Below are 14,064 nucleotides of genomic sequence, written 5' to 3'. Positions count from 1 at the left end.
GGTGGGTTCCTTCCCGTTTGCAGTCAAAGGGCCTTCGGCCCGGTTTTCGCTCCATATAGAGCCAGAAACTGCTGCGTCGCGCGCACGGCGTCGCCGTCGATCTCCGCATCAGCCAATTCGAGTCGGTCGCCGAGCAGCAGACGGATCTGCACGTCTCGCGCCACCAGTCCGAAGAACGTCCGGAACGCCGTCTCGGCGTCCTCGAAATCAAGAAAACCCGCTTCGCGGCCGGCCTCCAGCACCGGCTTCAGCCGCCGGCCGAGTGCGAAGCGGCCGCGCTCGAGCACGATGGCGCCAAGGTCGCGCTTGTCGGAACCGGCATGCACCACCGCCACCCGGTTGAGCGCAATCGATGTATCGCTGGAAATCACCCGCAGCCAGTCCGAAGCATAACGCTCCAGGCTCGCCGTGAGCGAGGCGAGGTCCAGCCCCTTGCGGTCGACCGGCGGCACACGCACCTTCGAGGCCTGCCACTGCACGGTGGCGCTAAGCAGGCCATCGCGGTCGCCGAACCACTTGTAGAGCGTTTCCTTCGAGCAGCTCGCGCGCCGCGCAACCGCCGTCATGGTCAACCGGTCGCCGTCCTCAACGAGCAGGCGCAGCACGGCATCGAGCACGTCCTGCTGACGCGCCGTCGGCCCCTCGCCTTCCATCATTTCAGACACTGCCTGCAGCATCGTTCCCGGCCACGAATCTCGGCTCGGCATCGTTCTCTTGTGCCGTACCGTACGTTACGGTTCGGCTTATCGCGCAAATCGCGATGCCCCGCAATGGACAATTTCAGCATCTTACGCTTTTGACGAAACAGGTGCGCGCAGCTTGCCCAGGATCGCCGTGAGCATCCCCACTTCGTCCTCGGACAACTTGTCCTCGAACAGGCTTGCGATAGCCAGCCCGTAGACTGCCCAGATCCTGCGGCGCATTTCGCGACCTGCCGGCGTGATGCGCACGGTTTGGCCGCGCCCGTCGCTTTCGACCATCAGCTTCTCGATCAGGCCATTGGCCTCCAGCCGCGCCAGAAGCCGAGAGACATTGTACTGCTGGAGCAGAATCCGCTCCGTCAGCTGGAACGGCCGCAAGCCACCCTCGCCTGCCTCGGCAAGTTCGTGCAGCACGTCATACCAGGCCAGTGCCGGCAGGCCCGCTGCCTTGAGCTGCTCCTCCACCGCATCCACCAGCTGGCGCGATACGCGCACAAGGCGCGCCCAGGCATTGATCGTCTCGGGTCCAGGCATCGCCAGAGGTATCGTCATCATGGCTGCACGCTACCACTTCGATGCACCTGCATCAACATTGACTCTACATGCATCTGCATCTATATCAATGCAACTGCATCGATATCAGGAGACGACGATGAAACACCAACTTTGCAGAATCGACGACATTCCCGAGACGGGCACGCTGCTGGTGCCGTTCTTCGGCCGCGAGGTCCACGTCTACAAAGTGCAAGGCAGAATCCGCGCTGCCGCGAACACCTGCCTGCATTTCGGCGGCCCGCTCGAATGCCGGGATGGCAGGCTGGTCTGCCAATGGCATGGCGCATCATTCGACCCGGCATCGGGCGATCGCCTCAAAGGTCCGGCACCGAAGGGTTCCAGGCTGATGTTCCTGTCGACCCGCGTCGACGGCGACGTGCTCAACTATGTCTGGGGAGAGTGAGATGTCCGGCCCCCTCACTCTCGTCAGCCACCACCTCTGCCCCTATGTCCAGCGCGCGGCGATCGCACTTGCCGAAAAGGCAGTGCCATTCGAGCGGCTCTACGTCGACCTCGCCAACAAGCCGACCTGGTTCCAGGCCATCTCGCCACTCGGCAAGGTGCCCCTTCTCAAGGTCGAACCGGCGGACGGCGACCCGGTCGTCATCTTCGAGTCGGCCGTGATCCTGGAGTTCCTGGAGGAAACGCAGCAAAACCCGCTGCATCCGCGCGACGCTTACGCCCGCGCCCGCCATCGAGCCTGGATCGAGTTCGGCTCGGCGACGCTTAACGCTATCGGCCGCTTCTATTCGGCGCCGACCGGTGCCGATCTGCGCCAGGAGGCCATGGCGCTATCGGCCATGTTCGAGCGGATCGAGGAGGAGCTTGCCAGCCGGGCTCAGCAGCCGGGGCCTTGGTTCGGCGGAGACGCATTCTCGCTGGTCGACGCCGTCTGGGCACCGATCTTCCGCTATTTCGACATGTTCGACGAGATCGGCGACTTCGGCATTCTCGGCGGAAAGCCGCATCTTGAGCGCTGGCGGGCAGCATTGTCGCAGCGGCCCTCCGTCAGGGCTGCAGTCAGCCCGGACTACCCGCAACGCCTGCGCGCCTTCCTGCGCGCCAAGCGCTCACATCTGTCCGAGCGTCTATTAGCGGCCGATCTGGCCATGGTCCCAGCCTGACTAGCAACTCTTCAACGCAGGTGCCGATCAGATCGTTACCTGCGTGCCAACTTCGACCACGCGCCCAGTCGGGATCTGGAAATACTCGGTCGCATCTGCCGCCGTCCGCGCTAGGCCGATGAACAGCCTGTCTTGCCACACCGGCATAGCGGACGTGGGCGACGCCTTCAGCGAACGCCGCGACAGGAAGAACGACGTCGTCATGATGTCGAACTTCCAGCCCTGCTTGCGGCAGATGGCAAGCGCCTTGGGAATGTTCGGCTGCTCCATGTAGCCGAACTTCAGTTTCACCCGCATGAACAGGTCGTTGACGGTCTCCATCTTGACCCGCTCGCTATCGGGCACCACCGGCTGCTGCGCCGTCACCACCGACAGGATGACATTCTGCTCGTGCAGCACCTTGTAGTGCTTGAGGCTATGCATCAGGGCCGTCGGCGCGCTGTCGGGATCACTGGTCAGGAACACCGCCGTGCCGGGCACCAGCTGCGGCTTCTTCTTGCTCAGATTCTCTGCAAGGAAATTGAGCGGGATCTCGTTCTTGCGTGTCTTGTCGAAGAGACAGCGGCTGCCGCGCACCCAGGTCCACATGATCGTCACGATGGCGAAGGCCACCAGCAGCGACGCCCAGCCACCCTCATGCACCTTGACGATGTTGGAGGCAAAGAAGCCGATGTCGATCAGGAGGAAGACGGCGATCACCGCCACGACGGCAGCCACCGGCCAGCGCCAGATGCGCAGCATGACGATCGACAGCAGCAGCGTCGTCACCAGCATGTTGCCGGTCACCGATATGCCGTAGGCGGCCGCCAGCCTGCTCGATTCTCCGAAACCGACCACCAGCATCATCACCACCAGCGCCAGTATCAGGTTGACGCGCGGCATGTAGATCTGCCCGAGCGTGGTTTCCGACGTGTGAAGGATCGCGAGGCGCGGCAGCATGTTGAGCTGTACTGCCTGCCGGGTCAGCGAATAGGCGCCGCTGATCACCGCCTGGCTGGCGATGACGGTGGCAGCCGTTGCCAATACGACCATCGGCACCAGCATCCAGCCTTCGTTCATCTCGAAGAACGGATACCCAACCGTGCCGCCATGCGACAGCACGAAGGCGCCTTGGCCGGCATAGTTGAGCAGCAGGCAGGGAAACACGATCGACAACCAGGCGAGCACGATCGGACGGCGGCCAAAATGGCCAAGATCGGCATAGAGCGCTTCCGCGCCCGTCACCGCCAGGAAGATCGCACCGATGGTCACGAAGGCCACTTCCGGCTGGTTGGCGAGAAAATTGTAAATGTAGATCGGGTTCACCGCCCAAAGGATCTGCGGATCGTCGGCGATATGGACGATGCCTGAATAGCCAATAGCCAGGAACCAGACCAGCGTGATCGGCCCGAACACGATCGCCACGCTGCCGGTGCCAAAGCGCTGAACGGAAAACAGGATCGCCAGAATGACCAGCGTGAGCGGCACCACATAGGGCTGGAATGTCGGGGTCACGACATTCATGCCCTCGACCGCCGACAGAACCGAGATCGCCGGCGTGATGACCGCGTCGCCGTAGAAAAGGGAGGCGCCGACCATGCCTAGCGCGAGGATCAACCCCGACCGCTTGGGCAGGCTGCGGCGCGCCAGTGCCATCAGCGACAGCGTGCCGCCCTCGCCCCGGTTGTGCGCCCTGAGCACGAACATGACGTATTTGATGGTGACTATGATCGTCAGCGCCCAGAATATCAGCGAGAGTACGCCGAGAATGTCCTCGCGCGATGCGACCTGCCCACCCGCCGACGCGACCAGCGCTTCGCGAAAGGCATAGATCGGGCTCGTGCCGATGTCGCCGAAGACGACGCCGAGCGCCCCGACCATCAATATCCTGATGTCTTGGGAATGGCCGTCCTTCTGGACTGCTAGCCCGCCTGTATCCGACTTACCAGCGCCGGTATCGGCCATGAACGACTCTCCGTGAAGCCGCGGGGCTCTACGCTTGCCGTATCGTAAAAGCAACAGCCATCTTGCGACAGCCCATGTTCAAGCCATGCGAATACGGATGGCCAGCTACCATCCGCAGGCCTTGAGGTAACGCGTGACCGTGCCGGCCATGCCGTATTCCAGCGCATCCGCCGTCAAGCCGTGGCCAATGGAAACCTCAGCCAAACCTGGGATGCGGCGCAACAATTGCGGCAGGTTGTCGACGACGAGGTCATGCCCGGCATTGACCTGAAGCCCAGCCGCGAGCGCGGTTTCGGCGGTCTTGCCGAGCTTCTCCAGTTCCATCGCCGCCTTTGCCGGGTCGGAATGGCATGCGCCATAAGGGCCGGTGAACAGTTCGATCCGGTCCGCGCCGGTGTCGCGCGCCGCAGCAACGCCGGCCGGATCGGCATCCGAAAACAGCGACACCCGGAAACCGCTCTTCTTGAGCCGGGCAACGACCGGCTTGAGGAAGGCGACCTGATTGACGAAATCCCAACCGTGGTCCGAAGTCGCCTGCGCTGGGTCGTCGGGCACCAGCGTCACCTGTTCGGGCTGGTGTCTTTCGACCAGTTGCAGAAAGTCCTCGCTGGGATAGCCTTCGATGTTGAACTCGGCCTGCGGAAACTCGTCGTCGATCAGCGCCCGGATTTCGGGCAGATCGGAAAAACGGATGTGGCGCTGGTCGGGGCGCGGATGCACCGTCAGCCCGTGGGCGCCGGCGGCAAGCGCAATGCGCCCCAGGCCGGTCACGCTCGGCCACGGCAGATCGCGCCGGTTGCGAAGCATGGCGATGGCGTTGACGTTCACGGAAAGCTTGGCAGGCATGGCAACTCGAACCGGTTATTCGCTACCATGCACCTATCATGGCTTTGGCGGGAACAGAGAGGCCTTTTATGTGTTCCAGGCAAATGCGGCCGCGCCGGATTCAGAAATCGACGCAGCGCCAGAAGTTCAGGAATGAAATCCATGGAAAACCCACCGGCCTTCCAGCGCATCGACACCGACAATAGCGAGGTTTACGCCTTTGAGATCGCAGGCCACTTCACCGCAGCCGACATCGAAAATGCCTATGGCCTGCTCGACGCCGCCTATGAAGGCCACGACAAGATCGACGTCCTGCTGCGTGCCACGGGCTATGACGGCTTCGACTGGTCGGCCCTGTTCGACGCGACCACGTTCAAGGGCAAGACGAAAGCGCTGCATCACATCCGCCGCTATGCTCTCGTCGGCGGGCCGATCTGGATGGGCCCGATGGTCGGCCTGATCGCTCCCTTCACTTCGATCGAGACCAGGCACTTCGCCGCCGCCGACGAGGCCAAGGCTTGGGAGTGGCTCGGAGCGAAACCGGCGGACGCATAGGATCTGCAGCCACAACGCAAGATCAGACGAAGCGCGGCTTCAGATTGCGTAGATTGCGGCGGAACCTGCGGAGTTGGCATTTGGCTACGACGCTCAACGGCGGCCGCAATGTAAATCTCGACAGATGCTTGGCCCAACGATCGCTGTCACCGGCCGAGTGGTCGTCATGATCGCCTTCCGGAGCAGGCAGAATAGCGAACCGTCGCCCCGGATGCACCTGTTCGATCAGTTCGGCTATCTCCTCCATATGCTCGGGCGGAATGGGTTTGCACAGAACGAAGAGCGTCGAGAGCCCGTTTCTCAAGGCACCTCGCGTGACCTTGCAGAATAAGTCGTGCCTTGCTCTTGCAAGTGGATAGAGTTCATCGAGAAGGCTCTCCGCCAATCCCTCGGGAAAGGCGTGCCTGTGCGAAGTGCCGAACCGCCGATTGCGAACAAATCTGTCTTCGATGACCAGGTCGCACCGTTCGAAAAGGCCCTGAAAATCGCGTCGGAGATATTCGATCACGGCGCCACTCGGAGTGCCCTGCCAATCAAACACGCCACGCTTCGCTTTGTATTTGCCGAGCAGGTTGTCGATATGGAACCGCGCCCGGCAATTCGGACCGAGGCTGATCACCTGCTGGAATTCGTTGCTCGTCATGACGCGACCGCCGAATGGCTGTTGGAACAGCCAATCTGCCACGAGCAACAGGGAATTCAACCAAGACAAGCGCCGATCGCACCGACGCTCGCTCTGATTGCATCAAAAAGTCGCGGCCTTGTGCCGACGCGCTATCTGACGATCGTCAGCCGCTCGGCGGCGCGGGTGATCGCTGTATAGAGCCAACGCTGGCGGGTGTCCTTGAACGCGTAGCTCTCGTCGAACAGCACGACGTTGTTCCACTGCGAACCCTGCGCCTTGTGCACCGTCAGGGCATAGCCGTAGTCGAAGTCGTCGAAGCGCTTCTTGGTGCCCCACGGGATTTCTTCGTCGGGGTTTTCGAACACCGCCTTGAGCAGCTTGATCTTGGCCACGCCGCGGTCGGGATCATCCTCTTCCGGCGAGACCAGAAGATTGATGCCCGGCTTCACCGTCTCGCGCGACGAGGTCATCACCTTCCACAACGAGCCGTTGAGCAGGCCCTTGGCCGGGTCGTTGCGCAGGCACACCAGCTTGTCGCCGGCCTGTGGATAGCCTGCGGTAAAGCCCTTGAGTTCGCGCAGCCTCTGATTGTAGCGCTTGCGCGTCCGGTTGGTACCGACCAGCACCTGGTCTGCATCCAGGACCAGGTCCTGGGTCACGTCTTCCTTGCCGATCACCTGGGCGGTGCCGTAGTCGCCGCGCATGAACTCGCGACCCTCGCGCACGTCGAGCGCCAGCCTGAGGATCGGATTGTCGCGCGCCTGGCGATGAATCTCGGTCAAAAGGAAATCGGGCTCGTGCTCGGTAAAAAAGCCACCGCCGGAGATCGGCGGCAACTGTGCCGGGTCGCCCAGCACCAGCACCGGCGTGCCGAAGGTCAAGAGGTCGCGGCCGAGCTGCTCGTCGACCATCGAGCATTCGTCGATGACCACCAGCTTGGCCTTGGCGATCGGGCTCTGGCGGTTGAGCGAGAAGGTCGGCGACATCGACGTCTTGCCGGTTGTCTCGTCCTCGACCGCTTCCTCGCCCTTCGGCCGGTAGATCAGCGAGTGGATGGTGCGCGCGTTGGTCGCGCCCTTGGAGCGCAGCACCTGGGCCGCCTTGCCGGTGAAGGCGGCGAACTGAACCTGTCCGTCGACATGCTCGGCGAAATAGCGCGCCAAGGTCGTCTTGCCGGTGCCGGCATAACCGAACAGGCGGAAAAGCTGCGGCTTTCCGGATTTGAGCCAGCGCGCCACGGCCTGCAGCGCATCGTCCTGCTGAGGAGAGAATTCCATAGGCCTGACTGACAGGATTCGGCGGTGAAGGGCAAGGGATTTGGCTCAATGGCGCGCCCATGTCCGCCTCGCATAACGAGCGGCAGGCAGCAGCCTCGCCCGGACCATCAGTAATCGTTTTTCAATCGGGAATGCCTATGGACAAACAATGATGCGTCGATCGCCCATTTTGCTTGCAGCAACAATCCTGCTTCCCTAGGCCGGCTGCAAAGCTTTTGAGCGAAATCACCATTTGAGTTTCGCGCCCTGCGGTATGGGGGTCGGCAGTATTGACTATGTCGCCGAAAAGACATGGGGAATCGGATTACCCAGCGATAACGAGACGGGTGTAATCGTCTACAATCTCCCTGAGGACGCTGTTAAGGCCATCGCCTCTCGAGGTATCGACTATCTTCGGCAACTACCCTGCAAAAAAGACAATCGTGATTCGCGTGGGCGCTATCATGCTTGGAAAGAGACGCCAATCCCGGCGGAGGGGAATTGGGCGGAATCTGCAGGCGGGGAAAAATCTGCGCTGCCAGAGGTTTCCAACTACCTGGATAAATATGGTTTCGGCATACGAATCTCCAAGTCAGTGGAAACCACTATAGGCAACGCAATCTCCGCGCCCGGAAGTTTCTTCGCATACGGTCGGAGTGGAGCAATGCTGGTCGTGCCCAGCAAACGCCAGGCATTCTACGTATATGCAGGCTGAATTTCACCCCGAAGGTACGCTGGGGCTCACGAGATGCTAGCTCGTCGCGGATCATTCTCCAACAGGATCGGCATGCCATGCGGCGTGGCATGCGCCGCCCTCTCCCAGGCTGCGGCCAGCGAATCCACTTCATCCTGCCCGGCAAAACCCTTTTCGGCCAGCAGGCGCTCTAGCGCGGCCAGCCAGCGCTCGTAGTAGTCGCTGCCGTCGACTGCGGCATCAGGCTTCTTGACCTCCGCCGAAAGCCGTTCGGCCCACTCCGCCCAGGTGAACAGGCCGCGCTCATGCAACGCGACCACCATGGCAAAGGCTTCTGCCTGCCACGGCTCGGAGAACACCGGCTCATCCAGGCCGGCCGGTAGTTCATGCCGGCTCAAGATAGCTCTCCCAGGCGTCGATGCTGACTTCCAGCGTCGGATCGGCGCCCTCGCCCCACAGTTCGGCTGCTGAAAAGACCACTGTGTAGACCCATCGCGGATTTTCGCCCTCGCCGTGCGCGTTGCTGTCAGGAAATACGAACCCCTCGCGCACCGCGTCGATCACGCCTTCCTTGCCGCGGGCATAGCGCGGCAGCCGCGTATGGCCGGTGGGGTGGAAATTCCTGGTCCGCACCCGCTGGCCGGCAACGAACCGCGCCGGCGAGGCCACCGGCCGATTGCAGGGCCCACCCTTGGCAAGCGCCGCCGGTACGTTTTCCGCCTTCAGCACCCGTTTGGGCGTAGCAGCCGGATCGACGGCGTCGCCCTCGGCCAGATCGCGCGTCGTGACAAAATCATGCCGCTTCAGCAGCGTCTCCAGCGCCTTGATCCAGATCTCGTAGTAGCTCGAGGCGTAATAGTCGGCCGGATGCAGGCTTTCACGCGCATGCCGGCTTTCGTCAATGTTCCAGGCACCCATGGCGCCGGCGCACAGGGTTACGCCCAGGGCGCGCTTTTCCCATTCGGCATGGAAGTAAGGCTCGTTTGTCTCGGGCGCTATCGGCCCGAAACCCATCTGGCCGCCGAGGTCCTGGGGACCGTTCATGTAGCCTCCCGCGCCAGGCCTGTGCCGATCATCGAATCGCGTGTCACCAGATCGGCCAGCCGTTCGTCGCTCCAGCCCTCGGTTCCCGCCGGCCGTTGCGGCACCACGAGATAGCGCAACTCGGCGGTCGAATCCCACACCCGGATCTTCTTGTCGCCGGGCAGAGTGAGCCCGAATTCCTCGAGCACGCCGCGCGGATCGATCACCGCACGCGACCGATAGGGCGGCGCCTTGTACCAGACCGGCGGCAGGCCGAGCACCGACCACGGATAGCAGGAGCACAGGGTGCAGACGACGAGGTTGTGGGTCTCGTCGGTGTTGAAGACCGCCTGCATGTGCTCGCCCTGGCGACCGGTGAAACCGAGCGAGGCGATGGCCGCCGTCGCATCCCGCTTCAGCCAGTCGGCAAAGGCTGGATCACTCCACGCCTTCGCGACCACGGCAGCGCCGTTGCGCGGGCCGACCTTGGTCTCGTAGGTGTCGACGATGACGTCGATTGCCGCCGGGTCGATCAGGCCCTTCTGCGTCAGGATCGTCTCCAGCGCCCGCACCCTTGCGGCCATTGGATCGAGTTCATTGTCATGGTCGTCGTGGTGATGATCGTGCGCCATGGCGGAAAGCTATGCTTGCATGCCCTGCTACGCAAGCAGCCGGCTTTGGGCCAGCTGGGATTTGCTCCGCAACCCCAAGGCTCGTTATCGTCGCCCGATGCGGGTTCTGATTCTAGGCGGCAACGGCTTCATTGGTGCTACGGTGGCGAGGATGCTTGTAGGGCACGGCCATTCCGTCACGGCGCTTGCGCGCGAGACCAAGGTCGCGATGCGCCGAAATCCCGACATAGACTGGGTTCGGGCCGACATTGCCAACCTGTCGCGACCTGAGGACTGGCGGCCGCTGTTGTCCGGCATCGATGCGGTGGTCAACTGCGCCGGAGTACTTCAGGACGGTGCGCGTGACGATGTAGCCGCCGTGCAGCTTACCGCCATGACAGCGCTCTACGAAGCAGCGCCCCCCTCCCTGTGCATGTTCGTCCAGATTTCGGCGCGGATCGATGGTGTGGCTGCCGAAAATCCGTTCTTCGCCACCAAGCGGCGAGCCGATGCAGCGCTCACGACGTCCGGCCTGCCATTTGTGATCCTGCGTCCGGCCGTGGTCGTCGGACGCACGGCCCATGGCGGCTCGGCGCTACTGCGCGCCCTTGCAGCATTTCCTCTCGTCACACCTTTGGTGTTCGGCCAAAGCCGGATGCAGTTCGTCTCACTCGATGATGTCGTCGAGGCCGTGCGTGAAGCGCTTGACGGAACGATTCCTGCAGGCAGCGACCTTGACCTTGCTACCCCGGAAACGCTGTCGCTCGCCGAAGCGGTTAGCCTCCATCGCCGATGGCTGGGGCTGCCGCCGAGCAGGATCCTCAATCTGCCTGGCTTCTGCGCCCGCCTGGCAGCCGGCGCCGCCGACTTCCTCGGTCATCTCGGTTGGCGCTCGCCCCTGCGCTCGACAGCGCTCGAGGTTGCGGCCGGCGGGGTATCCGGCCATTCGGCTGGCTACAGCCGAAAGCTTGCCGCGCTCGACGCCACCCTCGCCAAACACCCGGCCGGCTTACAGGAGTTGTGGTTCGCCAGGCTCTACTTGCTCAAGCCTGTCATATTCGCCACGCTTTGCCTCTTCTGGCTGCTCTCCGGCATCATCGCCCTCCTGCGCTTTGACGCTTCGACAGCGCATCTGGTGGATGCAGGCGCGCCCGTGGCAATCGCCCCCGCCATCACGCTCGCCACCAGCCTGGCCGACATCGCCCTGGGTGTCGGCATAGCCTTTCGCCGCTACGCCCATTTGGCACTGAAGGGCATGGTCGGTCTGTCGCTTGCCTATCTCGCAGTTGCCACGGCGCTTAGCCCAGCACTTTGGGCTGATCCGCTCGGTGCGTTGGTCAAGGTACTGCCGTCGATCGCTCTGGCCTTTGTCGCTCTTGCCATATTGGACGAGCGTTGACCCATGGAAGAACTGCTCCGCCTCGCCCACGTCATAGGCGCCACAGTGTTGCTCGGAACCGGCGCCGGAATCGCCTTCTTCATGGTCATGGCGAACCGGACGCGCAATGCCGCCACGATCGCCCATGTCGCCGGCACCGTCGTTGTCGCGGACACCCTGTTTACGGCGACCGCCGTCATTCTCCAGCCGATCACTGGCGCGTGGCTCGCCAATGAAGTCGGCTGGTCGCTGGGCGAAGGATGGATTGTCCTGTCGCTCGCGCTCTATGTCCTGACGGGGCTGTTTTGGTTGCCCGTCGTTTTCATCCAGATCGAGTTGAGAAACCTGGCCCGCACCGCAGCCCGCGAGAGCAGGCCCCTGCCGACACGCTACTTCCACCTTTATCGCATCTGGTTTGCATGCGGATTTCCGGCTTTCTTCAGCGTCATCGCCATCTTCTGGCTGATGCTGACAAAGCCGGCGATCGAGTTGTTCTGACTATTTCAGCATCGGCCACAGCGTCGCGGCAAGCAGCAGGCCCATCGCGATGTTGAACCATTTCAGCCGAACCGGATCAGCTAGGAAGCCGCGCAGCGCCATGCCGAAGCCGGCCCAGGTCGAAACGCTCGGCAGGTTGACCAGCGCAAAGGCCCCCGAGATCAACAGCACCGACAGGAACGGTGCTTCCGGGCTCGTGTAGACTGCCATGGCGGTGACCGCCATCACCCAGGCCTTCGGATTGACCCACTGGAACGCGACTGCCGCAAGGAAATTCATCGGCCGCGTCTGCGCGGCGCCGTCCTTGCCGAGCGAACGCGACATGCCGACACGCCAGGCGAGGTAGAGCAGATAGGCGCCCCCGGCGATCTTGAGCAGCGTATGCAGCGCCGGTAGAGCCATCAGCAGTGCGCCCAGGCCGAAGCCGACGCCGAGCAGAAGCGACAGGAAACCGAACCCGATACCGAGCATATGCGGGATGGTGCGCACGAAACCGAAATTCACACCTGAGGCCAGAAGCATGAAGTTGTTCGGCCCTGGCGTGATCGACGTCACGAAGGCGTAGACCAGCAATGCCAGAAATGCGTCATGAGACATCGTTCTTCGCCCTCGTTTTACGTCAGCATTATTGACCTTATTTACCCGGCTCCGAAAAATCCAGAACCCGGTGATGGAATGGGCCAGCCAAGCGCAAAAGTAAGCGTCATTCTCGAATCTCGCCTGTCGGTTGCCGTATTGACCGCAGACGGAACACGGCATAATCGAAGTACATGGCCCGATGACCACTCGTGGTTTCATCCGGCAAGATTGCAGGGCAAACAGCGATTCGTTGCAGATCGCGGGAGGGTGGAAGATGTCAGCAGTTGCCAAAGCAGAGCCAAGCAGCCTCGCGCGGGAACTCATCAGCCACGCGGTCGCCAGCATCGAGGCGGCCGACCGCTTCTCCGTGCCCTTCCCTCACATCTTTTTCCGCGACTTCTTCCCGCAGGATTTTTACGCCGACCTGGTCAAGTCGATCCCCAATAAAGGCTACGACCCGATCACGACCACGGGCACACGGATGGCTTTGCGCCTCTACGGCGACAATGTCGCCAAGATCGACGCCGAACTCCGCAACATGTGGGCGGCGGTCTCTGAAATGCTGACCTCATCCGAGATCGAGGCGGCGATCCGTCGCCAGCTTCACGAGGGCCTCGAAATCCGCGCCCGCGGCGACAAGGTCGCCAGCGTGGACGAACTCAGGCTGGTGGCCAAGCCGGTCCTCTACAACGACAAGGACGGCTACCAGATCAAGCCGCATCCCGACGCGCGCAAGAAGGTCGTCACGATGCAGCTTTACTGCCCACCCGACGAGAGCCAGCGCGATCTCGGCACGACGCTCTACCAGGCATCGCTGAAGGGCCTGCTGAATGTCGGCTCCTACTGCCTCGAGCCGGTCAAGACCCTGCCGTTCCTGCCCAATGTCGGCTATGCCTTCGTCGTCCTGAAGGCCTATCACTCGCTGACGAAAATGAGCTGGCACGGCCGTCCGAAGATCAAGACGACCATCGAGCATCCGCGCATTTCGCTGCTCAACACGTTCTACATCAACGAGAACGTCGGCTTCTGACGACCCGCTGGCATCGGCCCATAAACTGCAAAAGCCGCCATGCAATGCATTGGCGGCTTTCTTGTTCGCCCGAAGGGGAGATTACATCCCCTGCGGGCCGCGGTTCATCGCCGCCACACCGGTCCTGCAGACCTCGACCAGGCCAAGCGGCTTCATGATGGCGATGAACTGCTCGATCTTCGACACCTTGCCGGTCAGTTCGAAGATGAAATGTTCGGTGTTGGCGTCGATCACCTTGGCGCGGAACGCCTCGGCCAGACGCAGCGCCTCGACGCGGGCCTCGCCGGTGCCGGCAACCTTGACCAGCGCCAGTTCACGCGCAAGCGCGCCACCGGTGCCCAGTTCCTGCGCCATGACCGTCAGGTCGACCACGCGGTGCACCGGCACAATGCGTTCGAGCTGGTGCTTGATCTGCTCCAGCACATGCGGCGTGCCGCGCGTCACAATGGTGATGCGCGACAGATGCTTCTCGTGCTCGGTCTCCGAGACGGTCAGGCTCTCGATGTTGTAGCCGCGGCCGGAGAACAGGCCGATGACGCGGGCAAGCACGCCCGGTTCGTTGTCGACCAGCACCGACAGCGTATGGTTTTCCGGCAGCGCCGTTTCCTTGGCAATGAAGTAGGCCGATCCGGTGGGTTGTAGCTGTGCGTTCATAAGATGATCTCG

The 14,064-nt window shown here is 62.4% G+C and carries 18 protein-coding genes; 7 read left to right on the top strand and 11 right to left on the bottom strand.

Annotation, left to right across the window (positions count from 1 at the left end; genetic code table 11):
- Positions 1-23: 23 nt before the first annotated feature.
- Positions 24-677, bottom strand: coding sequence for a TetR/AcrR family transcriptional regulator (locus tag ABSY17_RS10940; protein ID WP_378950180.1), 654 nt, complete (start codon positions 675-677; stop codon positions 24-26).
- Positions 678-788: 111 nt separating this feature from the next.
- The gene (locus ABSY17_RS10935) at positions 789-1,256 is read right to left on the bottom strand and encodes a MarR family winged helix-turn-helix transcriptional regulator (RefSeq protein ID WP_378950178.1); all 468 of its coding nucleotides are present in this window, start codon (positions 1,254-1,256) and stop codon (positions 789-791) included.
- A 97-nt stretch (positions 1,257-1,353) separates the two neighbouring features.
- Here ABSY17_RS10935 and ABSY17_RS10930 point away from each other — a divergent pair, with 97 nt between their 5' ends.
- Positions 1,354-1,659, top strand: coding sequence for a Rieske (2Fe-2S) protein (locus ABSY17_RS10930; RefSeq protein WP_378950176.1), 306 nt, complete (start codon positions 1,354-1,356; stop codon positions 1,657-1,659).
- Between the two features lies 1 nt (position 1,660).
- On the top strand, positions 1,661-2,380 hold the full coding sequence (locus tag ABSY17_RS10925; protein ID WP_378950174.1) for a glutathione S-transferase family protein: 720 nt from the start codon (positions 1,661-1,663) through the stop codon (positions 2,378-2,380).
- 27 nt (positions 2,381-2,407) lie between these two features.
- Here ABSY17_RS10925 and ABSY17_RS10920 read toward each other — a convergent pair whose 3' ends face one another.
- Together ABSY17_RS10920 and ABSY17_RS10915 are read right to left on the bottom strand one after the other, a co-directional pair.
- On the bottom strand, positions 2,408-4,324 hold the full coding sequence (locus tag ABSY17_RS10920; RefSeq protein ID WP_378950172.1) for a potassium transporter Kup: 1,917 nt from the start codon (positions 4,322-4,324) through the stop codon (positions 2,408-2,410).
- Between the two features lie 105 nt (positions 4,325-4,429).
- Positions 4,430-5,170, bottom strand: coding sequence for a pyridoxine 5'-phosphate synthase (locus ABSY17_RS10915; protein WP_378950170.1), 741 nt, complete (start codon positions 5,168-5,170; stop codon positions 4,430-4,432).
- 141 nt (positions 5,171-5,311) lie between these two features.
- Between ABSY17_RS10915 and ABSY17_RS10910 the strand changes: the two genes are divergently transcribed.
- Positions 5,312-5,704, top strand: a complete 393-nt coding sequence (locus ABSY17_RS10910; protein ID WP_378950168.1) for an STAS/SEC14 domain-containing protein — start codon at positions 5,312-5,314, stop codon at positions 5,702-5,704.
- 22 nt (positions 5,705-5,726) lie between these two features.
- Here the strand turns inward: ABSY17_RS10910 and ABSY17_RS10905 are convergent, their stop codons facing one another.
- Together ABSY17_RS10905 and ABSY17_RS10900 are read right to left on the bottom strand one after the other, a co-directional pair.
- Complete coding sequence (locus ABSY17_RS10905) at positions 5,727-6,347, bottom strand: hypothetical protein (RefSeq protein WP_378950167.1); 621 nt, start codon at positions 6,345-6,347, stop codon at positions 5,727-5,729.
- A 131-nt stretch (positions 6,348-6,478) separates the two neighbouring features.
- Positions 6,479-7,606 (bottom strand): ATP-dependent RecD-like DNA helicase, encoded by a 1,128-nt coding sequence (locus tag ABSY17_RS10900; protein ID WP_378950166.1) that lies wholly within the window; start codon positions 7,604-7,606, stop codon positions 6,479-6,481.
- Positions 7,607-7,838: 232 nt separating this feature from the next.
- On the opposite strand from ABSY17_RS10900, the gene ABSY17_RS10895 reads away from it, so the two are divergent.
- A complete protein-coding gene (locus ABSY17_RS10895) occupies positions 7,839-8,300 on the top strand; it encodes a hypothetical protein (protein ID WP_378950164.1) in 462 nt (153 codons plus the stop codon).
- Between the two features lie 26 nt (positions 8,301-8,326).
- On the opposite strand, the gene ABSY17_RS10890 is transcribed toward ABSY17_RS10895, so the two are convergent.
- Genes ABSY17_RS10890 through nthA form a run of 3 tightly spaced genes read right to left on the bottom strand, consistent with a single transcriptional unit; the run spans position 8,327 to position 9,934 of the window.
- On the bottom strand, positions 8,327-8,677 hold the full coding sequence (locus ABSY17_RS10890) for a nitrile hydratase accessory protein (protein ID WP_378950162.1): 351 nt from the start codon (positions 8,675-8,677) through the stop codon (positions 8,327-8,329).
- Positions 8,664-9,323, bottom strand: coding sequence for a nitrile hydratase subunit beta (gene nthB / locus ABSY17_RS10885; protein ID WP_378950160.1), 660 nt, complete (start codon positions 9,321-9,323; stop codon positions 8,664-8,666). The genes ABSY17_RS10890 and nthB overlap by 14 nt, the downstream gene beginning before the upstream one ends.
- Positions 9,320-9,934 carry a nitrile hydratase subunit alpha gene (gene nthA / locus ABSY17_RS10880; protein ID WP_378950159.1) on the bottom strand — a complete coding sequence of 205 codons (615 nt, stop codon included), beginning with the start codon at positions 9,932-9,934 and terminating at the stop codon, positions 9,320-9,322. The genes nthB and nthA overlap by 4 nt, the downstream gene beginning before the upstream one ends.
- Positions 9,935-10,031: 97 nt before the next feature.
- Here nthA and ABSY17_RS10875 point away from each other — a divergent pair, with 97 nt between their 5' ends.
- Together ABSY17_RS10875 and ABSY17_RS10870 are read left to right on the top strand one after the other, a co-directional pair.
- The gene (locus ABSY17_RS10875; protein WP_378950157.1) at positions 10,032-11,312 is read left to right on the top strand and encodes an SDR family oxidoreductase; all 1,281 of its coding nucleotides are present in this window, start codon (positions 10,032-10,034) and stop codon (positions 11,310-11,312) included.
- A gap of 3 nt (positions 11,313-11,315) precedes the next feature.
- A complete protein-coding gene (locus ABSY17_RS10870) occupies positions 11,316-11,789 on the top strand; it encodes a DUF2269 family protein (RefSeq protein WP_378950155.1) in 474 nt (157 codons plus the stop codon).
- On the opposite strand, the gene ABSY17_RS10865 is transcribed toward ABSY17_RS10870, so the two are convergent.
- Positions 11,790-12,386, bottom strand: a complete 597-nt coding sequence (locus ABSY17_RS10865) for a LysE family translocator (RefSeq protein WP_378950153.1) — start codon at positions 12,384-12,386, stop codon at positions 11,790-11,792.
- A 256-nt stretch (positions 12,387-12,642) separates the two neighbouring features.
- On the opposite strand from ABSY17_RS10865, the gene ABSY17_RS10860 reads away from it, so the two are divergent.
- Positions 12,643-13,398, top strand: coding sequence for a hypothetical protein (locus ABSY17_RS10860; RefSeq protein WP_378950152.1), 756 nt, complete (start codon positions 12,643-12,645; stop codon positions 13,396-13,398).
- An 81-nt stretch (positions 13,399-13,479) separates the two neighbouring features.
- Here the strand turns inward: ABSY17_RS10860 and ilvN are convergent, their stop codons facing one another.
- Complete coding sequence (ilvN, locus tag ABSY17_RS10855) at positions 13,480-14,052, bottom strand: acetolactate synthase small subunit (protein ID WP_378950150.1); 573 nt, start codon at positions 14,050-14,052, stop codon at positions 13,480-13,482.
- Positions 14,053-14,064: the final 12 nt, after the last annotated feature.

It is taken from the genome of Mesorhizobium sp. ANAO-SY3R2, assembly GCF_042466635.1.
Lineage (GTDB): Bacteria > Pseudomonadota > Alphaproteobacteria > Rhizobiales > Rhizobiaceae > Aminobacter.
This window is presented reverse-complemented; position numbering and strand designations above follow the sequence as displayed.